Source organism: Corynebacterium sp. H78 (genome assembly GCF_037572275.1).
Classification (GTDB): domain Bacteria; phylum Actinomycetota; class Actinomycetes; order Mycobacteriales; family Mycobacteriaceae; genus Corynebacterium.
This window is the reverse complement of record NZ_JBBHKX010000003.1, coordinates 77,569-99,480: the sequence shown is the minus strand read 5'-3', so window position 1 is coordinate 99,480 and position 21,912 is coordinate 77,569. Positions and strand designations below refer to the sequence as shown.

Sequence of the window (21,912 nt, the reverse complement as noted above, 5' to 3'; positions counted from 1 at the left end):
GTTCGTCGGCGGGCATGGAATCAAAACAATTGGGCAATGTTTTCGGGAAAACCGGGCACTCGTGGATGTGATGTCCCTTAACGTCGAGTTAATTCCACTAAAAGTCTGTGAGGTTTTCATGAGTATTGACGCAGCACAACGGGACGCTGCCAGACCTGCCGATGTGAACGAAAATAGTGGCTCTAGCCAGGGCACAACTGGGAACGAAGCAAAGGGCTTCTTGGCGACGCTAGAAAGAGTCGGCAACGCACTCCCCAACCCATTTTGGTTGTTTGTCATTCTTGCAGGCGTAGTCATCATTTCGTCGTGGATTGGCTCCGCTGCTGGCATGACTGCGAAGGATCCGGCTACCGGTGACACCATCGCGGTTCAAAACTTGGCCACCGCCGAGTACTTCCAAAAGATGGTGACCGATGCCGTCACGAACTTCACTGAGTTCGCGCCACTCGGACTCATTCTTGTGTGCATGCTGGGTGTCGCAATTGCCGAGTATTCAGGCCTGATTGGTTCCGCGATTCGCGCTGCAATCGCGAAAGTTCACTCCCCGATGCTGCTGACTTTTGTGGTCGCACTCGCGGGTGTTACCGGTTCTATTGCCTCGGATGCCGTCTACGTAATCCTCATTCCGCTCGGCGCTGCATCTTTCAAAGCCGTGGGACGCAACCCCATCGTTGGTGCGATGGTGGCCTTCGCAGCTTCGTCGGCAGGCTTCAACGCCTCACTCGTCCTGAACATTACCGACGTTCTTCTCGCCGGCATTTCGACGACTGCCGCCGCATTCGTCGACCCCGAGTACGTGGTATCACCGCTGGCTAACTACTTCTTCACGATGGCATCGTCTATCGTGCTGGCCACGATTATCACGGTGGTCACTGAGTTCTTCATTACGAAGCATGTTGTCAAAACCATCAATGACGAGCACATTAACCACGAAGCTGCGGAGTTCACGAAGCCCGGAGCAAAGAAGGCTGTAGCCGAGGCAGATGCCAAGGCAAACGCGGAGAACCATGCCTCTGGTGACTCCACTGACGATCGCGAGCAGCTCAAGCTTGATAGCAATGAACGCCGAGGCTTGGCGTTCGCGGGCATTATGGCGGTCATTGCGCTGGCGTCGTGGACAGCATTCCTTGTCATCCCAGGTTCGCCACTGCGCGGTGAAGGCGATGGCATCTTGAACTCACCTCTGCTGACCGACATCGTGGTGTCCATCGCGATCTTCTTCGCTGCGACGGGCATTGCATATGGCGTTGGTGCGAAAACAATCCGGTCGTCGTCAGATATTCCAGACTTCATGGAGCGAGGCCTGGATACGCTCACCGCGATGATGGTGTTGTTCTTCGCGGTTGCGCAGTTTACGGCGTACTTCAAGTGGTCGAATCTCGGTCAGTGGACGGCGATCAAGGGTGCCGAATTCCTGACTACGGCTGATCTGCCACCGCTGGTCTTGTTCGCAGCGTTGGTGCTGCTGGTTGCAGTACTTAACTTGCTGATCACCTCTGGCTCAGCACAGTGGGCGCTCATGGCACCCGTTGTGGTCCCGATGCTGATGTACGTCAATGTTTCGCCGGAAGTTGCACAGCAGTTGTTCCGTATTGGCGATTCGCCAACGAACATCATCACGCCGATGTCGCCGTACTTCGCTTTGGCACTGACCTTCTTGCAGAAGTACTACAAACCAGCAGGCGTCGGCACCTTGATGTCACTGGCACTGCCATATGCAATTTCGATGCTTGTCGGCTGGTTCCTGTTCTTCGTGATCTGGTACCTCGCAGGCATTCCGCTTGGACCAGGCGTTCCGGTGCGTTAACGAACCTCGGGTTCTTCCACATCGTTTCGCCCGGCCTTTCTGCCGGGTTTCTGGCTCCGACCTGGTTTCAACATCACAATATGCGTCGTGACGGCAGCACCTAGCAACACGAAAATGGCCCACACCACTGGTTTGCCAATGAAAAATGCAGACGCCATAAGACCAATCCACAATAAGGCCAACGTGCGTACCTTGTGCGCACGGGTCATCGTGCCGTCGTAATAGTTGCGAAGGTATGGGCCAAATAGTCGATGGTTGAGCAACCATTGCTGCAAGCTGTCAGAGCTTCGCGCGAAACAAAACACCGCAAGTAGTAGGAATGGTGTAGTCGGCAACAATGGCACCACAATGCCAATCGAACCCAGCGCGACACTCAGCACGCCGATGCCGATGTACACATACTTCACGGCGGCAATTTTAACGTAAGCTAACTTCACAAAACCGAGAGGAAGCTGTTTTCCGTGCCTACCAAGCACTTGTCTTTTACTGGTTCCACTGGAGAGTCGCTCGCGGCTTCCGTCGATCTTCCCGACGGACACATTCGCGCCTGGGCGCTTTTCGGTCACTGCTTTACGTGCAATCGACAAGTACGAGGCGCTTCGCGCACCTGCAAAGCACTAGCTAAACAAGGAATCGCAGCATTTCGGTTCGACTTCACTGGCCTCGGCGAATCCGGTGGCGACTTCGGCGAGACGACGTTTCTGACCAACGTCAATGACCTCATCGCAGCCTACGAATTCATGGACTCGCACCCAGAATTGCAGGCGCCGTCACTCCTTGTCGGCCATTCCCTCGGTGGCGCCGCTGTACTTCGCGCCGGGCAGGACATGCCGAAGGCCAAAGCCGTAGCCACCATTGGCGCCCCATTTGACCCGGCCCACTCCATCTTGCGCATCGCCGAAGACATCAGCACTGTCGACCAATACGGAACCCAGAACCTCAATATCGGCGGTCGCGAGGTTCCGATTTCCCGAGAGTTCCTCGAAGTCCTCGCGGAGACGAACCCGGAAAGCTACGTCGGAAAGCTTCGAAAGCCGTTGTTGATCTTGCATTCTCCGACGGACCAGGTAGTGGGAATTGATAACGCGCAGAAGATATTTCAGGTTGCGAGGTATCCGAAGTCGCTGATGAGCCTCGACCGGGCAGATCATTTGCTCACGAGAGCGAAGTCCGCCTCCCGAGCTGCAGATCTGATTCGCGTGTGGGCTGAGGAATATTTGCCCTTTGACTAGGCGTTAGGGAACTCCGTTAACCGAAGTCCTGCGTGAGTGCCATTCACTGTGAAATACTTTGTTCCATGAACGGACACAATGAAGGTGACACAATCGCACCTCCCCAGTGGGAATGCGCAGTTGGAACCATCGAGGGTCTGTACGAACAGGTTCCGATGGCAAGTGGGAAAACGGCAGGATATTCAGTAGTTGCGCGCGCATTAGGCATCCCCTACGCCTATGCCGAGCGTTACCAACGCCCGCAGCACACTGGGCATTTGGCGGATCATTTTGGTGAGGCATTCCAGGCCACGACGCCGGCACCGATGTGTCCACAAAATCCGCCGACGGCAGCAACGCAGCTCGTCGCGCCTGCCGATGATCCACTAGGACAGGACGAAAATTGCCTCCGTCTTTCCATCACCACACCGTCCGGCATTCCAGTGAAGGACAAGAACAATAGCCAGCATTTCTGTGGCCTTCCCGTAGCAGTTTGGCTTCATGGCGGTGGCAACGTCGCCGGTGGCGGCGATGCTGGGCGCTTCAATCCCAGTCGCTTTGTCGCCGAGCACGAGATCATCGTTGTTGACCTCACGTTCCGTTTGGGCGCTTTCGGCTTTCTAGGCACAAGCGATGATGCCGATGCGTCCAACTCAATTTCGCCAAACTTGGGGCTTTACGACATCCGCAGCGCGCTGAAGTGGATCCGCACGAACATTGATCGCTTCGGTGGCGACCCCAGCAATGTCACGCTCATGGGTCAGTCAGCAGGTGCCGACCTAGCCATCGCGATGATGGCCGCCGAGGGCGCCCGCATCATGGGCGCGCCCCTCGCCGAGAAGAACGCTTTTGAGCCTCTTTTCCATCGAGTCATTTTGCAGAGCGCCCCGTTCGGTTTCTTGGAAAGTTTCACTTTGCCGCCCGGACATGGAGAGCCGTCGCCACGTGCACTGATGCATGAGGCAATGCGCACTGAGGCACGCCTTCCTGCACCTGATGCGCCTGTCAGTGAAGTGCTGGAAGCCGAGAAACGCGCGCTAGTAGCTGCTGCCGACTATCCGAATGGAAAGGCCATGCCGTTCGGTCCCAGCTATGGGTTCGCGCCACTCCCATCTGCCGAGGATTTCGAACAATGCATTGCCGACGTGTCACCGCACATCGACATTCTTGCGGGTCGCAGCACTCGCGAGGCTGCGCTGTTCATGAATTCAGACGAACGCATCCAGTCCATGAGTGACATTCCTCTGGTCGGCAAGAGACTTGCCGAAAAGGCGATTCTCCACTACTCACGTAAGACATATTCCCCACGCCGTTTCACCACCATGTATGCGCGTCGTGGAGGTCACGGATTTCGGTACCTGCTCGATTGGGGCGCGCCGAGCAATCCTTACCGAAGTGTGCACTGTTCTGAACTTCCCTTGCTGTGGGGAAACGAAGAAACGTGGGAGAACTCCGCGCTCATCGATGGCCTGAGCTGGGAGCAGGTAGAAGTGGACGGCTATGCACTACGTCGCGCGTGGGCAGAGTTCATCCGGTTTGGTCGATTCTCCAAGGAGGTCACGCAACAAACTGCCCACTTCCTCCAGCTGGAACAGACGTACTAACCTCGAACCAACCTCGCGCTAATTGCAAACGGTAATCCTTTCTGTTTTCGCAGGTAGACAAGGGTTTACCGCCCCGGCTAGGGTGGCAATCATGAGCGAGCAGTCTTCCGAACACAACGCCCACAGCCACGATCACGGACACGATCACGATCATTCGCATGTGCCCAGTTCTCCTCGCCGCTTAATCGCGGCCACCGCGGTAACACTCACAGTTTTCTTCGCTGAGCTCATCGGCGGGCTGGTGTCCGGCTCCCTCGCACTGCTTGCCGACGCCGGCCACATGCTCACCGACGCAGCTGGGCTACTCATGGCGCTTGCTGCTTTGTTTATCGGTCGTCGCAAAGCTAATGATTCCGCGACTTTCGGGCATCGTCGCGCCGAGGTATTCGCAGCTCTCGCCAACGCAATCAGCGTATTGGTCATCGCCGGTTTCATCGTGTGGGAAGCGGTCAAACGATTCGGGGCGGGCGCGGAGATCAATACTCAACAGATGTTGATTATCGCGATTGTCGGCCTGATCGCCAACCTCATTGGCATGTGGCTGCTCTCGGAACCAGCCAAGGGTTCAGTCAATATTCGCGGCGCCTACCTGCATGTTCTCGTTGATGCCGCAGGTTCCGTCGCGGTGATCATTTCTGCGTTGCTCATCGCAGCCACCGGCTGGACCTCCGTCGACGCAGTAGTATCGCTGATCATTGCAGCGCTCATCGTTCCACGATCACTAAAACTCGCGCGCACGTGCGTGTCCATCCTCATGGAGCACACACCTGACGACGTCGACATCACCACAATCCGCCAAGCGCTGGAGAGCCTCGACGGCGTAGTGGACAGCCATGATCTTCATGTGTGGTCACTATCCGGATCCGAGACACTGCTCACCGTGCATTTGGTCACGGACGGACATTGCCACGGCAACTGTGACGAGACCACACTGCTGGATCGTGCCCAGACCATGCTGGCTACCCAGTTCGGAATCGAGCACTCAACGATTCAGATCGAACACGTGGATCACGTACATCACGAGTTTGAAACGCACTGTTAGGCGACGCGCTCTATCCCTCTAGCTGCTCTCCCAGTTCCAGCCATTCCATTTCCAATTCGTCGCGTTCTTCGCGGACTGCTGCTGCTTCCTTATCCAACTTCGCCAGTTTCTCGGTATCCAGGTTGGCAATGTCAGCGCTGGCTTCCGCCATCTGCGCATGCAGCTTCGCTTCCTTTTCAGAAAGCTTCGCCATTTTGCGCTCAAGGCTGTTCATCTTCTTTTGCACAGCATGAGCTTCGGCAGCAGAAATAGCGCGTTCGGCAGACTCAGCGCGTTCGTTGGTTGACTCTTCTCCTGCCCCAGCAGCACGCGTCGGCGCAGCACCAGTGACACCGCTTGCAGCCAAAACTTTGCGACGCTCCAAGTACTGCTCAATCCCACCCGGCAAGTTCGTGAGCGTGCCATCGCCGAACAGCGCCCACGTGGAATCACACACGCGCTCAATGAGATAGCGGTCGTGGGAAATGACTACCAGAGTGCCCGGCCACGAATCCAGGAGATCTTCGAGTTCCTGCAGCGTGTCAATGTCGAGGTCGTTCGTCGGCTCGTCGAGAAGCAGAATATTCGGCTCGCTCATCAACACCCGGGTGAGCTGGAGCCGGCGACGCTCGCCACCAGACAGATCCCCCACCGGAGTGCGCTGGCGCTTCGGCGAAAATCCAAGACGCTCCGCAAGCTGCGACGCCGTCAATTGCTTGTTGCCCAGATCGATGTACGTTGCAACGTCCTCGATTGCAGTGAGCACGCGCATGTCCGTTGGCAGATCGTCGAGTTCCTGGCGCAACCACCCCATGCGGACAGTCTTGCCTTCGATCCGTCGCCCCTCGTCCAGCGGGTGCTCACCGGCGAGCGTGCGCAGCAGAGTCGTCTTTCCCGAGCCGTTCACGCCAACCAAACCGATGCGTTCGCCCGGCGCGAGCCGCCACGTCAGATCCTTCACCAGCTGTCGCCCATCGGGCGCAGAGAACGCAGCATGTTCCAACTCAACAACGACTTTGCCTTGACGACGCTTCGAAAACGCCATCAATTCCACTGAGTCACGGGGTTGTGGCACATCCGAAATCAACGCTTCAGCAGCCTCGATACGGTAGCGTGGCTTCGAAGTTCGCGCTGGTGCACCACGGCGCAGCCACGCAAGTTCTTTACGCGCGAGGTTCTGCCGACGCTGCTCGGCTGCATCTGCCTGTCGCGCACGTTCGGCACGAGCAAACGTCCAGTCGTTATAACCGCCGTCATACATATCGACGACCCCGTCATGCACTTCCCATGTCTTCGTGGCCACGGTGTCCAAGAACCAACGGTCGTGCGTGACAACTACCAAAGCCGACCGTCGCGACATGACGTGATCTGCAAGCCACTGCACACCTTCGATATCAAGGTGGTTCGTTGGCTCGTCCAAAATCAGCAAATCCAGGTCCTGGACCAACGCAGCTGCGAGGTTTACACGACGGCGCTCGCCACCAGACAACCCGCCTACACGGGTTTCCAGCCCCAAATAATTAATGCCCAGTCCCTCAAGCACATTTCGTACCTTCGCGTTGCCCGCCCACTCGTGTTCGGTCAACCCGAGTGGCGCAATGACGCAATCGAAGATGGTCGCTTCCGGATCCAACTCGGCACCCTGCGTGACGTGCGCCATGGCCAAATCGTTAGCGCGCGATACTCGACCGGAATCCGCAGGTTCAACCCCCGCCAAAATCTTCAGCAAAGTGGACTTGCCACCGCCGTTCAAACCGACGACGCCGATGCGGTCGCCAGTTTGAATGCCCAACGACACTCCGTCGAGAAGTGTCTTTAACCCGAAGGCCTTGGAGATATTTTCACAATTAATCAAGTTCGCCATGATGGCCCTAATTGTGCCAGATCCTGCGGATTCAACTGGAACCGGCAACGACCGCGCCATAGCACGTGCCGGACACCGCCAGTTCTCCCGCGAGATCAATCGCGGAATCCCGATCGCGCCCTAAAAAGGCGATCGCCGGCCCGTTGAAACACAGCACTGCCCCGGCGGCGGGTGCACAGTTCAAACCTGAATTCGCGTGCGATTTCACTCGTCGGACTTTCGGCACCAACGTGGCCGCTGCTGCGTCGAAGTCATTGCGTAATTGTGCTCCGATACGCATCACATCGCCCGCAATCAAGGCTTGCTGCAATTGCCTGGCACACACCGCATCGGCCGCCACCAAGCCTTCTGTGGAAGCATCCTTGACACGGCCTAATTCCTCCAGCGTTGCCACCGAATCTGCGACGCTCACGGAATCTCGTTGCAGCGCAATTGCCCACCACTGATCACCGCGCGCCAGCACCCGCGTAGAGACAACGTCTGACAGCTTTCCAGTCCCCACTTCGAGCGAGCCTCGTACGCTATGCGTTCCCCCGCGCATGCTCAGTGGCGCAAGCGGATCCAGCTCAGCCACCGCCGTGGACAGCTGCTGTTCATCCAGTTGCAGCTCCAAGGCCTCGGATACTGCCACCACGGCCGCGGCACGGGTCGCAGCCTGCCTCCCCAAACAGTCCGGGATCTCCGTACCCACGGTTGCGGTAAACGGCACTGTTTCCGCATGCGGGGATTGCTTTCCGACGACCGCTAGTACAGCTACCCTGACCACATCGGGCAGCGATGCCGTCGGCACAGGGACACCAGACCACGTCAGCTCCACGGTTGCATGCATCGATACTGCTTGCACGATCATCAGCATCTCGAGCACACGTTCGCCAGTTGTGCTCGTAGCTTTTGCCAGCTCACAGTGCAGCGTCAGCAACGCGGGTGCGGACGCTGTCACCGTCTGGGCGTCTCGATGAGCGGAAATCATGTGGCAATCCTAAGGCTGAACTGCAGCATCTGCGAAAACCACCGCCACAGCCGAAGTTCATGTGATTCACTTTCCCTACAGAGAGAAAGGACACCGTGATGGCTGACACTGGTTTTCCTGATGCCGATGCCCACGCTGATTTCTCCAGCGCCCGGCGCCGCGCTCGCATCGGCCGGACGATCGCTAGGCTGCGTGGCCAACCCGATGATGTCACCCAAGTCCTGCCTTACGACGAAGTCGTTGAGGCTCTTGGACGCACCGGGACGACTGACCACGGGTTGTGTCTGGTGCCTGTCGTGAACATCGTTGGGTCGGTTGATCGCACGCAGCATTTCGACCGTTCCTTTCGTCCCACCTCATCAGTAACACGCGCTCGTTGGGCGAAGTTGAACGCTGCACAGCGTCGTGGAGAATCGGTCCCGCCCGTCGTGCTGCGCAAAATCGGCACAATGTACTTCGTGGTAGACGGCCATAATCGAGTATCTATTGCGAGAGCGCGCGGAGATATCGACATTGCTGCTCACGTGACGGAAGTCCATACCCGCGTGGATCCATCGGGAATCCAAGGCAATCGAGACATTGTTTTGAAATCTCACCGCCGTGTCTTCATGACTCGAGTTCCACTCCCCCACGAACACGCCGTCGCCATCTCGTTGCCCAATCCGTGGAAGTACGCGGAACTGGCCGAGTGCGTCGAAGCATGGGGGTTCCGTGTCATGCAAGCAGATAAGCAGTATTACGACCGCGAGACTATCGCGCAGCGCTGGTTCAACGAGGAGTTTCACCCGGTGGTCACTGCAGCCCGTGCCAGTGACATCGCGCCTCATCACACTGACGCAGAGCTGTACTTATGGATTGCCAACGAACGCTATCGGCTCATCCGAAAGCACGAATGGCCCGATGACGTCTTCACGAAGATTCGCGAAGAAGGCACCGGGCCAACGTGATATTCGATTAGTTAATCGGTCCGTTTGCTACTGCCGAGTGGTTACTACCTTGTACATCATCGTGAAGCGCAAGGTTTTCCCCAGTTTCCGCATCAAAAACGGAGATCTTCTCTGAGTCGAACCACAGCGTCACCTTCTCGCCGCGCCGAGCTTGCGACTCGGCAGACAATCGCGCAACGAGCTTTCCAGACGCAATATCTGAAATCCCTGCATCAGACACTGCAGCCGACGAACTTAGGTCCGCATCTGGCAGTGCAAAGTGAATGAACGTATCAGCACCCATCGATTCCAACACGTCGACAGTGACATCCGTTGTCGTGCCACTGCCCGCTTGCGATTCGTCGACAAGCGCAGCGTCTTCGAAGGTCTCAGGGCGAACACCAACGATTACCTCGCGATCTTGCGCACCCGACAAACGATTCTTCAAATCTGCAGACACCGGCAGCGTGCCCAGCGCAGTCTCAATGGAATCACCGCGCAGGGCGCCCGGCATAAAGTTCATCGATGGTGATCCGATGAAACCAGCGACAAAGAGATTCTTTGGATTTCGGTACAGCTCCTGAGGAGCTCCCACCTGCTGAATAACGCCACCCTTCATTACGACGACACGGTCGCCCAGCGTCATCGCCTCCGTTTGGTCGTGAGTGACATATACGGTGGTCACACCCAGTTTGTCCTGCAACCGGGAGATCTCGGCGCGCATCTGCACACGGAGCTTCGCGTCCAAGTTGGACAACGGCTCATCCATGAGAAACACCTTCGGACGGCGCACAATCGCTCGTCCCATGGCCACACGCTGACGCTGACCACCAGACAAGTTCGATGGCTTGCGATCCAAGAACTGCTCCAAGTCAAGGACACGTGCAGCATCATCGACCTTCTCGTCGATCTCCGACTGCGGTCGCTTGGCCAACTTCAATGGAAATGCAATGTTCTCTCGAACAGTCATGTGCGGGTACAAAGCATATGACTGGAACACCATCGCAATATCGCGATCCTTTGGCGCCACATCATTAACGCGCTTGCCACCGATAAGCAGGTCACCGTCGGAGATGTCCTCCAGCCCAGCAATCATATTCAATGTCGTGGACTTACCACAGCCAGATGGCCCAACGAGGATGATGAACTCCCCATCCTCAATCTTCAGGTTCGCATTATCGACGCCTACTTGACCGTCGGGGAACCTCTTGTACACATTCTTTAGCTCAATCTCAGCCATGACAGGTCTATCCCTTCACTGCACCGGAGGTCAGGCCGGCGACGATACGACGTTGGAAAATAACAACGAAAATGATGATTGGAATGGTGATGACAATTGCTGCCGCAGCAATCGACCCTGTGGGCTCTTCGAACTGCGAGGAACCCGTGAAGTTTGCCATCGCAGCTGGTGCGGTACGAGCCGCTTCCGTGGATGTCAATGACACCGCAAGCAAAAAGTCATTCCACGCAAAAATGAACACCAGAATGGCCGACGTCACGATGCCTGGAATAGCCAACGGCGCTACCACCATGCGAAACGCTTGAAAAGGAGTCGCACCATCCATTTGCGCAGCCTTCTCCAACTCCCACGGAATCTCCTTGAAGAACGACGACAGAATGAAGATCGCCATCGGCAACGCAAACGTGATGTACGGAAGAATCAAGCCGGCCCACGTATCAAAAAGTCCTAGCTTTCGTTCAATGTCGAACAACGGGCTAACCAGCGAGACCTGCGGGAACATCGCAATCAGAAGCGATACGCCCAGGATCAACGACTTACCCGGGAACTCCAATCGAGCAATTGCATACGCCGCCATCGTGCCGATGATGACCGCAATAATCGTCGTAATGAGTCCAATGCCAATCGAGTTAAGCAAGGCGCGGGTGAACTCAGACGTTTGGAAAATGCCCTTGTAATTGTCCAGGGTCCATTCGCGAGGAATGAAGTGCCCGTCATGGAGAGTAGCGGTTGTCTTGAAGGACAAACTCGCAATCCACACCACTGGAATCAAGGCGTACAGCACCACCGCGATGAGTGCGATGGTCCACGCCACTTTCTCTTTACTAGTTGCAGAATTCATGGCGATCAGTCCTTGCCCTGGCCCGGTGACGAGGCACCAAGTCCCTTAACGAAGATGAAAGCGATAATGGCAACGCACAGGAAAATCAGCACCGAAATGGCTGAACCAATGCCGAGGTTGAACGCTTTAAACAGGTTGTTGTAACCCAGAATCGACACGGAACCTGTACCGTTGTTGCCCTTGGTCAGAATGAAGATGTTGTCGAACACTCGGAACGCATCCAAGGTTCGGAACAGCAACGCGACCACAATTGATGGCTTCATTAGCGGCAGAGTGATCTTGAAAAGTCGCTGCCAGAAGCCAGCTCCATCGAGTGCTGCGGCTTTGAGAACGTCGTCAGGAACAAGCGCCAAACCGGCGAGCAACAGCAGAGCCATAAACGGAGTGGTCTTCCAGACCTCGGCGATAATCACGATGAAGATCGACGGCCACTGCTCAGTCAACGGAGCCGAACCGTCAGGCAAAAGGTTTGCCAAGTAACCAGTCCCCGGAGTCCAGGCGTAGTTCCAGGAGTACGCAGCTGCAACAGTCACAATGCCGTACGGGATGAGGACCACGGTGCGGATAATGCCGCGCCCAAAAATAGCTCGGTGCATCACCATCGCGATAGCCAAACCCAAGATGAACTCAATGATCACCGACACCACAGTGATGAAGACGGTGACCCACAGTGCCTCCCACCAGTACGACGAAGTCAGTACCGACACGTAATTGGACAGTCCTACGAACTCGCGATCTTCAGGGAAACGAAGATCGTAACGCTGCATCGACAGCCACACAGCGTAAATGATCGGGTACGCAGTCACTGCCAACATCAAAATGATCGATGGAGCAACCAACCACAGCCCTAGCCGACGCTCGGCACGACGACCGTCCGAGTAATGCTGCTTATTCTTCGTTGTGTGTTTCGTGGCGTTACTCATCACGGCACCAAACCTTCAGAGTTAACGGCATCCTGCATTTCGGTCTGCAGTTCGTCGATAAGCGTGCCAGCATCAATATCTTGTGGCGGGCTAATGCGGGAGGCCAGCAAAATCGACATCGACTGGTATGCCGGCGACTGCGGACGAACTGCTACCGAGACGTTGCGTTCATCCGGCAGGAGTGCCTTTTCTTCAGGAGTAATCTCTTCCGGTTCCAGTTTGGAAACGGACTCGAAGATCTCCTTATAGAACGGATATTCCTTCTCAAATTCAGGGGTCGCCTCGGTGTACAGCTTCGTCAGCGTAGGCGGCAAACCACCTGTCAGTGCGTTGTGCATCTGATTCTCTTCGTTGCGCAGGCATTCGATAGCCTCGAATGCCTCCTTCTGATACTTCGAGGTCGACGGCACCGCAAGATTCAAGCCACCAATAGTCACCTTCGACGGCTTATCTGCGTCGAGGCCTGGGAATGGTGCCCATGCAATGTCATCAGCTACTTCCTTCGCCTTCTTGTCACCGCTGGCTGCCTTTTCCTTCACACCTGCGTAGACGAACGGGTAATTGACCTGCATGAATGCGTCGCCACGGTCAAACGCCAGTCGTGCTTGGTTTTCATCCAACTGCGACATGGAAGGGTCTGCGCCCTTGGCGGTCGCGACCCGGTGCATAGTTTCAAGAGCACGCTGACCAGCATCCCCATCACCAATGGTCACGGTCTTGCCGTCTTCACCGATCATGGATCCACCAGCCGATTCCAGCATCGAATTCAGCCACACGACGGCACCTTCGAACTGCGCAGCCTGTACTCCGATGTACGAGGGCTTGCCTTCATCAGCGAGCTTCTCCGCATGATCGGCAATTTCATCCCACGTCTTCGGTGGCTGAGGCTGCCCATCCGGGCCCTTCGGCATCAGCGATTTGCGGTACCACATCAACTGGGTGTTGGTATTGAGCGGAGCGCCATACATCGTGTCTTTCCACGTTGCAGTCTCCAGCGGGCCGGACAGAGTTCCGTCTGCTACTCGCTTTGCGACGTCGTCAGGGAGCGGCACCGCCCATCCTGCCTCGGCAAACTCAGGAGTCCAGGTGACATCGAGCGTCATGATGTCGAAGGAATCATCGCCACCGACGATTCGTCGCGCTAATTGCAGTCGCTGATCATCCGTTTGTTTCGCGGAGACATCATACTCAATTGTGTAGCGCCCACCAGCGGCTTCCGAGCAGTTTTTGGCAGCTGCCGAATATTGATCAGCGCCGTCGGCCGGACCCATAAATCTTAGGACTGGAGCGCCCTCTGCTTCGGGGCTACACGCTCCGAGCACTGGAGCAGCGAGTGCTAACGCGGATAAAAGCGCGGTACTTCGTGTGCGCCATCGCCCTTTTTGCGATGGACTTGTCATTCTAACCATTGTCATCAGCTCCTCACATTGGGATGTGATCGTGCTTTGACGACAACTGTAAGAGCACTACTGCTGCAAAATTGCTGCGTTTCTCAAATTTGATTCTGAGCCGAAAAGATCTGAACGCCCCATCATGCGCAACATTGACGCAGCGTACGAGCCGGTTCTTAAGGAAAATCTCACCAACAATTGGGCAAACTCTTTACACAACTGTTAGGAACTTAGGTCACCCGTTATCCAACTGTGTCACTGTTGCCAAACGCACGAAGTCAGAAATATCGAGTTTTTCCCCACGCAATGTCGGGTCGATTCCCGCCGCAGTCAACGCCTCTTCTGCTGCAGCTCCCGATCCGTAGACCCCAGACAACGCTGCCCGCAGTGTCTTACGACGCTGTGCAAAAGCGGCATCGATGAGTGGCCACACAGCGTCCCGCATCTGCGCAGTGAGAGGCCATGGCGCTGCTGGTGCCCCTTCGTGCCCGTACATGTCAATACGCACAAGCCCTGAATCAACCTTTGGCGCCGGCCAAAACACATGGGGCCCAATCGCGCCCGCACGCTTTACTGCCCCATAGAACGATGCCTTTGCACTGGGTACACCGTAGATCTTGGACCCTGGCTGTGCTGCTAGCCGGTCAGCCACTTCCGACTGCACCATGACCAACACCCGTCGAATAGAGGGGAACTCAGCCAACATGTGAAGCAGCACAGGAACAGAAACGTTGTATGGCAAGTTTGCTACCAAGGCCGTCGGTAGCTGAGGAGCATCAGCAAAATCTGTCTGCGTCACCTGCATCGCATCTTTGTGTACCAAATACAGCGGACGATCTGGAGCACACTCCCCCACTGTCTGTGGCAGCCGACCTGCCAACCGGGAATCAATCTCGACGGCTGCAGCGCGTCCGCAGTGCTCTAGGAGACCAAGTGTGAGCGAGCCAAGCCCCGGCCCCACTTCAACTGGGTAGTCCTCCGGCGATAGATCCGCAGCGGCGACGATCCGACGCACGGTGTTGGCATCATGCACAAAATTCTGGCCCAACTTCTTTGTTGGAGTCAGATCAAGTTCAGCCGCCAATTCGCGGATTTCTACAGGCCCAAGGAATCGCACAGTGTCTATTAAACCCTACGTTGCACAGGAACTAGTCAAACGGCAACGACGCCAGAGGTGGGGAAAGCCCCACGCACTGACGTCGTCACGTGAATTGTGAAGTCGCAGAAGAACTGCGGAAGTTTTAGAGCAGGCCCAGCTGTGCCGAGCAAGCTGGCCATGCGCCCCAACCCTGGGAAGCCTGAACCTTCTCAGCGATAGCGATCTGCTGCTCACGCGATGCACCTGCAGCGGTTGGAGCGTATGCGCCACCACCGTATGCCTGCCAAGTCTGTGGGTGGAACTGCAGACCACCAGAGAAACCATTGCCAGTGTCGATGTGCCAGTTGCCACCGGACTCACACTGAGCCAGGGAGTCCCAGACCGAACCGTTTGCAACCGCTGGAGCTGCTGCCGCAGAGGAAGCTGCGGAGGATTCCGACGAAGCAGCTGGAGCTGCCGATGGACGAGCCTTGGTGCCCTGTCGAATGACGGTTGCAGTAGGAGCCTTAACCTCGGTCTCCTTCAGCACCTCGCGTGCCATTTCAACACCGTCACGAGTGGTGACCTTGACCTCGACGAGCTTTTCGCCAGCGACACCCTCGGTGTCTACAACGCGCTCATCCTCGTAGAGATCAGCATCTTCAACAACCTGCTCGGTTGGCTCGATAGCCTTGGTCTCTTCAATGGTCTTCTCGATGATGCGGGAAACGTCAACGAGCATGCCGTCGGTCAGCTTGGTGTCTACCGAAGGGGAAACCGTGTCAGACTTACCCAACTTGATGCCACGCTGCTTCAGCACGTCACCTACAGTCGCGGCAGCAATGTTCAGTGGCTGCTCCTTGCCACCGTCCTGCAGAACAATGTCCTTTGCAGTGGTGATGGAGAGCTTGATGCCCTCAGCTGGGATACGACCCTTTGGAGCGTCGATATCATCAGTGTCAGCCACGTTTGGCAGGGACTTGATGAGCTCATCCACAGATACCGCGTTCGTGGTGATCTGGGTTTCCTTGCCATCTACAACGAGGTGGACAGGCTTTGCGGAACGGTAGACAAGCTTGCCACCGTCCTTCAGGTTACCCTGCTCGCGGACAATGTCCTTTGGTCCAGCAGTGATACCTGCGCGGTCGAGAATGCGCTGCTGATCACCGTAGATGGTGGAGACCTGCTGGATCTCACCGTCGATGTCGACAGTGACATTCTGGTAGCCAGCCGCTGCGACGCCACCGGTAGCTGCGAAGGCGACGGTCAAGCCACCTGCGACCAGCTTCTGTGGGGTCGAGATCTTGTTGTTCTGACGGTTGATGTGTTGCTTCTGATTCGCCACGAAGGTTTCCTCTGTCTGCGCTTGGGTGCGTTGGGCGGTCGGTGTCTGAATCGCGCTAGCGAGCGTGATCCGCACGTGACCGTTTCTTGCCTGTCACAATTCTTCGGTAACAATACGATAAAGGACGCGTAAATGTCCAACAACAAACCCAAAAGAGTGACGTATCACTCTTTTTCACAAGCAGTAGTACCCCCAACGTCGCCACAAGCATTTCTTGCACAACATATGGAAACAACCGTCACAGAACTATTAATTCAGTTCGATGCCATAAACCCTGGTGGCATTGTCAGTTAGCTGCTTCGCCATCACTTCAGCGGGCAGGTCACGTACTTCTGCCATCGCACGGGCCTGCCACCCAATGAAGGCGGACTCATTTCGCGCACCCCGGAAAGGCTCCGCAGTCATATAAGGAGCGTCCGTTTCCACGAGCAACTGCTCCACTGGAGCCTCGGCGACCGCTTGTCGCAGCTCGTCGTTACGTTTGAACGTGACATTGCCCGTGAAGCTCAGGATGTACCCACGCTGCAAAGCCTCACGAGCAACATCGATGGGCGAACTAAAGCAATGCAGGATGACAGTATTGTCGTAGCCCCGCAGCTGCTCCATCAGGTCCTCGTCCGCATCGCGATTATGGATCATCAGTGGCTTCCCCACTGACTTCGCTAGTTCCATATGCCAGGCCAGCGACTCGAACTGTTCATCTCGAGAAGCGCAGTCCTCCATCTTATCGATCCAATACCAGTCCAGACCCGTCTCACCGATCGCGACCACACGCTCATCCTGCGCCATCTCAGTGAGGCGCTGCTTTGCGACGTCGTCAAGCTGCTGAGCCTTCGTCGGATGGATAGCAACCGCCGCCCAGACACGTGGATCCATGTGCGCCGCAGTGAAAGCGAGCTCCGTTTCCGGCAGGCCATCGCCAATTGTGCAAACGCCAATAACCCCGGCTGCTGCAGCGCGGTCCATCAAAGCAATAACGTCAGGCTCTTCGCGCGCCCCGCAGGAGGCGAGATGCGTATGCGCATCAAAGAGAGGGGTAAGAAATGGTGCCGGTTCCGCAATGCGACGCTTCTTCTTGGACATACGCACATTGTTTCATAGCCCGTCGCGAACCCCATGCGCGAGTATTAGAGAACACCAGAGAACGTTGGCGACACGCAAAAGCGATTCAAGATTGTGTATTTGGTCACAAAATGGATACCCCCACACAATTATGGGCCACCATATGGGGCGCGACACCTACAATCACCGACCGTGCGCCTGCCGAACAAAAACACAGTTCACACACATCGTGACACCTCCCCCAATCAAGGCACGGCACTAATAGGGAAATCCAGGCTACGCAAATGGATTACCCCGTTAATAGATTTGCGGTTAATCTCACAGGTCGTTAAGTGACAACTCAACGAAACTAAGCGGTAGAGTTCGATACATGCCTAACTCTGTTAGTAGTAACGGTTCCTCGCCGTACCGCGGACGCAAGACCGGGCCTAAGCCAAGCTTCAGCATTGATGACGCAATCAAGTCAGCACTTGAAGTGGGTCTGGAGCAGTTCACACTCGCCGAGGTTTCGAAGAAACTGGGAGTCTCCGCGCCGTCCCTGTACCGCGTGGTTCCATCCCGCGATGCACTGGTTGACCGCTGCATGGAATACATCGCATCGCAGTTCCGCCCACTGAACCTTGATGGTTCCTGGGAAGAAGTCGCTCGCGATTTCGTCGACGGCAGCTGGGAGCTTATGGATGCGTACCCAGGCACCGACCACATACTGTTTAGCCACCCTGGCACGCTGGTCCACTTCCAACCCCGCGTTCAGTCTCTCGCTGGCGCACTGCGGGAGAAGGGCGCACCATGTGCGGAGGAAGAAATCGACTTTGTTGTTGATTTCTTGACCTCAACCTGTGCTGGCACCCACCTTGGCATGACGGCACTGAAGGCTACACGTGAAGTAAACGCACAGGCATTGGATCAGGTGAATCACCAGGTGCTTCGCCAGGCTCGTTCAGAAGCGATTGAGAAGAACTCCGACTTCGCAACGGCAACGTTGGATGCTCGTGGATACCTCGATAAGAAGGTTGACTTCATCATCGCCGGAATTAATGCTGGCTTCCTCTCCGCACGCTAGTTTCCACCTGAACTAGTTACATCTCGCAGGCATATTCTTTTGCTAGACAGTTCAGCGGGTACACACCTATCAAAGTGTGTACCCGCTTTTTCGTTGCTAGCGTTAAACTTATGCGCCCACAGGAGCTTTATCACCAGGTTGGTATGACCCACGAGGGTCTCAGTGGCATTGTTGATCAACTACGCCAGCTCATCGCTAGCGCCGAGGTGTGGGATCCAAACAACCTACTTGTCGACGACTCGTCGGTACGCACCTCTGAAGACACGGTGGCAACCGTCATCGAGGAGCTTCGCCGTGCAGCCGATGCCATGGACTTGGGCATCGGCCATCTGGAAGCAGCGTGGTCAGCGAGTTCGCTGCTCGGCGAATCCTAGATCACTGAAGTACGCACCAGCCGGTGTCGCTACTTCACTACTGGAGCCCACTCTGGGCCAGTTTCGGCCAACTCTGGGTCGAGCTTCATAAACAGAGGCTTTGGCTTTGATAGCGAGGTTCCTGGAACCATGTCGTAACGGCCCCACGTTGCCTTCTGATTGACGTAGTCGCCCATGATGACTGGGTACGTGCGTCCGGCTTCCGGAATCCCCACACCAACTGGGTCAACTGGCATATCGTCCTGTACCTCACGGACCTCCGGCATCGCTGCCCAAATACCCTCGCCACCCAAGGTTTCAAATACCTTCTGTGCGCTAGCTGGCAGGAATGGTGTCAACATGACGTTGCAGTCTGCTACTACCTGCAATGCGGTCCACAGCACCGTCGCCAAGCGATCTCGCTGCGACTCGTCCTTCGCCAACTTCCACGGTTCCTGCGCTGCAATGTAAGCATTTGCCTCACCAACCAGGTGCATGACGGCTGTAATTCCTGCACGGAACTTCGACAGTTTCAGGCTCTCGCTGACGGAGTTGAAGGTCGTATCTGCGAGGTCGATGAGCGCGCGGTCGTCGTCAAGTAGTTCAGCCGGAGCTGGTACTTCCTTGAAATTCTTGTGCGCCATGGACACGGTGCGGTTGACCAGGTTGCCCCAACCGTTCGCGAGCTCGTTATTGACGCGGCGGACAAACTCATCCCACGTGAAGTCGGTGTCTTGATTCTCTGGGCCAGCAACTGCGATGAAGTAACGCAGCGGATCGGGACCGAACTCCTTCAGGAAGTCCTTGACATAAATGACAACACCCTTGGAAGACGAGAACTTTGAACCAGACATGGTCAGGTACTCAGACGAGACAACTTCCGTTGGCAAGTTCAATGCACCGAGCTCGCCGGCGGTACCGGAATGGGAGCCTTCGCCACGATAACCAAGCAGCTCAGCTGGCCAGATCTGGGAATGGAACGTGATGTTGTCCTTACCCATGAAGTAATAGGACAATGCATCGTCTTCGTTCCACCACTTGCGCCACGCTTCGGGATCACCAGTGCGGTAGGCCCATTCGATAGACGCAGACAGGTAACCCACCACAGCATCGAACCAGACGTAGAGCTTTTTGGCGTTGTTGTCGCTCCAACCATCCAGCGGGATTGGCACACCCCAGTCGATGTCACGAGTCATGGCACGCGGGCGGATGTCGTCAAGCAGGTTCAGCGAGAACTTCAGCACGTTCGGACGCCAATCTTCGCGTCCCTTCAGCCAGTCCGCGAGAGCGTCGGCAAGCGCAGGAAGGTCGAGCAAAAAGTGCTCAGTCTCAATGAACTTCGGGGTTTCACCGTTGATCTTGGATACTGGATCGATGAGATCGGCAGGATCGAGCTGGTTGCCACAGTTATCGCACTGATCGCCGCGGGCACCGCCCGCGCCACAAATTGGGCACGTTCCTTCGATGTAGCGGTCGGGCAAAGTACGGCCTGTGGACGGCGAAATCGCACCCATCGTGGTCTGACGAACCATGTAGCCGTTGTCATGCAGACCGCGGAAGAGTTCCTGGACGACTGCGTAGTGGTTCCGAGTCGTCGTACGCGTGAACAAGTCGTATGACAACCCCAGCCCGGCCAAGTCATGGACGATCTGGCTGTTGTAGCGGTCCGCAAGTTCCTGAACCGTCACGCCTTCCTTCTCAGCCTGCACGAGCAGTGGAGTTCCGTGCTCATCGGTGCCAGAAACCATCAGCACATCGTTGCCACACATTCGCTGGTAGCGGGCAAAAACGTCCGAAGGAACACCGAAACCTGCGACGTGCCCGATATGACGGGGACCATTCGCGTACGGCCATGCGACAGCTGTGAGGATGCGAGACATATATACAGAATAATCCATCACCTGGGTCATCCCCATTTACCCTCGATCGATGTCCTACGCTTGTCAGTTGTGAGTGTTCAAACACCAGTCTCCAGCGACGGAAAACCTGTCGACAGCAACAAGATTGACGCTGCCAGTGTCATCCTCAATCTCGTGGCTGCGGGATACCGGCCAGCGGCTCTGATTGGTGATTGGTTTGGGTATGAGGCAGTGATTGCGCCGGACATTTCGGTTCGCACCATGGATCCTGTTGATCTCTTCCCTACTGCGGAAAACGCGCCGACATCCGTCGCAGAGTTAACCTGCGAGCCCGGTGGTCGTGGCACTCCTCACAATTCCCCCTGGTTTTTCGGCGTTCGCCCCTATTCCGGTCCTGCTTTCGGAGGGATCTCTAGATCAGTACTAGTACTTAACGACGGCTCCTGGCACGCCATCAACGTCCCCGCCGACGTGCAACGTCATGCCTTCAGTGGTGCTCGTGAGGCCACCGCGCCAACAATTGCATGGGACAACGGCAACGAGTCTGCTCACACCCGTGGGGTAACCGCCTGCAAGGAGGCAATTCAAGCCGGTGAGGTCTACCAAGCCTGTATCTCTACCCGCTTCTATGGCGAGCTCACTACAGATGCGTCACTCGTGGCCTCTGCACATTGGTTCGCCACCAAAGTACGAGAGTTCTCCCCGGCACGAGCTGCGTTCATTCCTGGGTGCCCGTCGCAAAGCGTACCGACGGTGGCGTCCCTGTCACCGGAAGAATTCCTGATTCGGAACAAGGGCACCGTCACCGAAACGCCGATCAAGGGCACTTTGCCAATTACAGCTGACCCGGCCGAGCTGCTGGCAAGTGACAAAGACGTGGCCGAGAACATCATGATCGTCGATCTCGTCCGCCACGACCTGGGTCAAATCGCACGCACCGGCGGTGTCCGGGTCACTGACTTGCTGTCAGTTCGACCTGCCCCGGGCGTCTGGCATTTGTTCTCTACGGTGGAAGCAGATATTCCGGAGACGTTGCCCCACGCGGATGTCATCGAGGCATGTTTCCCGCCTGCATCTGTGACTGGCACACCTAAGCTCCGCGCCCAAGAATTGTTGGCAACGTGGGAGCCAGTCTCCCGTGGCGTGCATTGTGGCTGTATTGGCGCGTCGACAGGCGCTCAACTAGAACTCAGCGTGGCCATTCGCACGGCCGAATTTTACGACGATCCCGCCACCAATATCGTCCGCGTTGAAACGGGAATTGGTGGCGGGATCACGATCGACTCTCAGCCTGCGCAAGAATGGGCAGAGATTCAATCCAAAGTTGCGCCGCTGTTTGAGTAGCTGATCTTCT

Annotated in this window: 19 protein-coding genes; 8 read left to right on the top strand and 11 right to left on the bottom strand. The window is 56.3% G+C overall.

The window, feature by feature from the left end; all coding sequences use genetic code 11:
• Nucleotides 1-118: 118 nt before the first annotated feature.
• Complete coding sequence (locus WG934_RS06950; protein WP_339989357.1) at nt 119-1,807, top strand: AbgT family transporter; 1,689 nt, start codon at nt 119-121, stop codon at nt 1,805-1,807.
• Here WG934_RS06950 and WG934_RS06945 read toward each other — a convergent pair.
• Nucleotides 1,804-2,214 carry a YbaN family protein gene (locus tag WG934_RS06945; protein ID WP_339989355.1) on the bottom strand — a complete coding sequence of 137 codons (411 nt, stop codon included), beginning with the start codon at nt 2,212-2,214 and terminating at the stop codon, nt 1,804-1,806. The genes WG934_RS06950 and WG934_RS06945 overlap by 4 nt on opposite strands.
• 54 nt (nt 2,215-2,268) lie before the next feature.
• On the opposite strand from WG934_RS06945, the gene WG934_RS06940 reads away from it, so the two are divergent.
• The 3 genes from WG934_RS06940 (at nt 2,269) to WG934_RS06930 (ending at nt 5,664) form a co-directional block, all read left to right on the top strand.
• Nucleotides 2,269-3,039 (top strand): alpha/beta hydrolase family protein, encoded by a 771-nt coding sequence (locus WG934_RS06940; protein WP_339979221.1) that lies wholly within the window; start codon nt 2,269-2,271, stop codon nt 3,037-3,039.
• A gap of 65 nt (nt 3,040-3,104) precedes the next feature.
• A complete protein-coding gene (locus WG934_RS06935) occupies nt 3,105-4,622 on the top strand; it encodes a carboxylesterase family protein (protein WP_339989353.1) in 1,518 nt (505 codons plus the stop codon).
• A gap of 91 nt (nt 4,623-4,713) precedes the next feature.
• A complete protein-coding gene (locus tag WG934_RS06930) occupies nt 4,714-5,664 on the top strand; it encodes a cation diffusion facilitator family transporter (protein WP_339989351.1) in 951 nt (316 codons plus the stop codon).
• Between the two features lie 10 nt (nt 5,665-5,674).
• Here WG934_RS06930 and WG934_RS06925 read toward each other — a convergent pair whose 3' ends face one another.
• The gene (locus WG934_RS06925; RefSeq protein ID WP_339989349.1) at nt 5,675-7,507 is read right to left on the bottom strand and encodes an ABC-F family ATP-binding cassette domain-containing protein; all 1,833 of its coding nucleotides are present in this window, start codon (nt 7,505-7,507) and stop codon (nt 5,675-5,677) included.
• 31 nt (nt 7,508-7,538) lie between these two features.
• Nucleotides 7,539-8,477 carry a hypothetical protein gene (locus WG934_RS06920; RefSeq protein WP_339989346.1) on the bottom strand — a complete coding sequence of 313 codons (939 nt, stop codon included), beginning with the start codon at nt 8,475-8,477 and terminating at the stop codon, nt 7,539-7,541.
• A gap of 95 nt (nt 8,478-8,572) precedes the next feature.
• Between WG934_RS06920 and WG934_RS06915 the strand changes: the two genes are divergently transcribed.
• Entirely contained in the window at nt 8,573-9,424 is an 852-nt protein-coding gene (locus WG934_RS06915) for a chromosome partitioning protein ParB (protein WP_339979210.1), read from the top strand.
• A gap of 7 nt (nt 9,425-9,431) precedes the next feature.
• On the opposite strand, the gene WG934_RS06910 is transcribed toward WG934_RS06915, so the two are convergent.
• The 7 genes from WG934_RS06910 to WG934_RS06880 form a co-directional block, all read right to left on the bottom strand.
• On the bottom strand, nt 9,432-10,643 hold the full coding sequence (locus WG934_RS06910) for an ABC transporter ATP-binding protein (protein WP_339979208.1): 1,212 nt from the start codon (nt 10,641-10,643) through the stop codon (nt 9,432-9,434).
• 7 nt (nt 10,644-10,650) lie between these two features.
• Nucleotides 10,651-11,484, bottom strand: coding sequence for a carbohydrate ABC transporter permease (locus WG934_RS06905; protein WP_339979206.1), 834 nt, complete (start codon nt 11,482-11,484; stop codon nt 10,651-10,653).
• 5 nt (nt 11,485-11,489) lie between these two features.
• Complete coding sequence (locus WG934_RS06900) at nt 11,490-12,407, bottom strand: carbohydrate ABC transporter permease (RefSeq protein ID WP_339979204.1); 918 nt, start codon at nt 12,405-12,407, stop codon at nt 11,490-11,492.
• Complete coding sequence (locus tag WG934_RS06895) at nt 12,407-13,816, bottom strand: extracellular solute-binding protein (protein WP_445228227.1); 1,410 nt, start codon at nt 13,814-13,816, stop codon at nt 12,407-12,409. Before WG934_RS06895 ends, WG934_RS06900 begins: the two co-directional genes overlap by 1 nt.
• A gap of 217 nt (nt 13,817-14,033) precedes the next feature.
• Entirely contained in the window at nt 14,034-14,924 is an 891-nt protein-coding gene (rsmA, locus tag WG934_RS06890) for a 16S rRNA (adenine(1518)-N(6)/adenine(1519)-N(6))-dimethyltransferase RsmA (protein ID WP_445228226.1), read from the bottom strand.
• Between the two features lie 115 nt (nt 14,925-15,039).
• Nucleotides 15,040-16,221, bottom strand: coding sequence for a transglycosylase family protein (locus WG934_RS06885; RefSeq protein ID WP_339979198.1), 1,182 nt, complete (start codon nt 16,219-16,221; stop codon nt 15,040-15,042).
• Between the two features lie 249 nt (nt 16,222-16,470).
• Complete coding sequence (locus WG934_RS06880; RefSeq protein ID WP_339989339.1) at nt 16,471-17,304, bottom strand: TatD family hydrolase; 834 nt, start codon at nt 17,302-17,304, stop codon at nt 16,471-16,473.
• Between the two features lie 349 nt (nt 17,305-17,653).
• Here WG934_RS06880 and WG934_RS06875 point away from each other — a divergent pair, with 349 nt between their 5' ends.
• Both WG934_RS06875 and WG934_RS06870 read left to right on the top strand, forming a co-directional pair.
• Entirely contained in the window at nt 17,654-18,346 is a 693-nt protein-coding gene (locus tag WG934_RS06875; protein ID WP_339989336.1) for a TetR/AcrR family transcriptional regulator, read from the top strand.
• A gap of 110 nt (nt 18,347-18,456) precedes the next feature.
• The gene (locus tag WG934_RS06870) at nt 18,457-18,720 is read left to right on the top strand and encodes a hypothetical protein (RefSeq protein ID WP_339979194.1); all 264 of its coding nucleotides are present in this window, start codon (nt 18,457-18,459) and stop codon (nt 18,718-18,720) included.
• A gap of 29 nt (nt 18,721-18,749) precedes the next feature.
• On the opposite strand, the gene metG is transcribed toward WG934_RS06870, so the two are convergent.
• Entirely contained in the window at nt 18,750-20,579 is a 1,830-nt protein-coding gene (gene metG, locus WG934_RS06865) for a methionine--tRNA ligase (protein ID WP_339989334.1), read from the bottom strand.
• Between the two features lie 69 nt (nt 20,580-20,648).
• On the opposite strand from metG, the gene WG934_RS06860 reads away from it, so the two are divergent.
• A complete protein-coding gene (locus tag WG934_RS06860; protein ID WP_339989332.1) occupies nt 20,649-21,902 on the top strand; it encodes an aminodeoxychorismate synthase component I in 1,254 nt (417 codons plus the stop codon).
• The last annotated feature ends 10 nt before the right edge of the window (nt 21,903-21,912 follow it).

Coding starts and splice junctions, on each gene's coding strand:
- metG (WP_339989334.1), bottom strand. CDS start 20,579: ATGTCTCGCATCCTCACAGCTGTCGCATGGCCGTACGCGAATGGTCCC.
- WG934_RS06930 (WP_339989351.1), top strand. CDS start 4,714: ATGAGCGAGCAGTCTTCCGAACACAACGCCCACAGCCACGATCACGGA.
- WG934_RS06895 (WP_445228227.1), bottom strand. CDS start 13,816: ATGGTTAGAATGACAAGTCCATCGCAAAAAGGGCGATGGCGCACACGA.
- WG934_RS06925 (WP_339989349.1), bottom strand. CDS start 7,507: ATGGCGAACTTGATTAATTGTGAAAATATCTCCAAGGCCTTCGGGTTA.
- WG934_RS06950 (WP_339989357.1), top strand. CDS start 119: ATGAGTATTGACGCAGCACAACGGGACGCTGCCAGACCTGCCGATGTG.
- WG934_RS06905 (WP_339979206.1), bottom strand. CDS start 11,484: ATGAATTCTGCAACTAGTAAAGAGAAAGTGGCGTGGACCATCGCACTC.
- WG934_RS06935 (WP_339989353.1), top strand. CDS start 3,105: ATGAACGGACACAATGAAGGTGACACAATCGCACCTCCCCAGTGGGAA.
- WG934_RS06900 (WP_339979204.1), bottom strand. CDS start 12,407: ATGAGTAACGCCACGAAACACACAACGAAGAATAAGCAGCATTACTCG.
- WG934_RS06875 (WP_339989336.1), top strand. CDS start 17,654: ATGCCTAACTCTGTTAGTAGTAACGGTTCCTCGCCGTACCGCGGACGC.
- WG934_RS06910 (WP_339979208.1), bottom strand. CDS start 10,643: ATGGCTGAGATTGAGCTAAAGAATGTGTACAAGAGGTTCCCCGACGGT.
- WG934_RS06870 (WP_339979194.1), top strand. CDS start 18,457: ATGCGCCCACAGGAGCTTTATCACCAGGTTGGTATGACCCACGAGGGT.
- WG934_RS06920 (WP_339989346.1), bottom strand. CDS start 8,477: ATGATTTCCGCTCATCGAGACGCCCAGACGGTGACAGCGTCCGCACCC.
- WG934_RS06880 (WP_339989339.1), bottom strand. CDS start 17,304: ATGTCCAAGAAGAAGCGTCGCATTGCGGAACCGGCACCATTTCTTACC.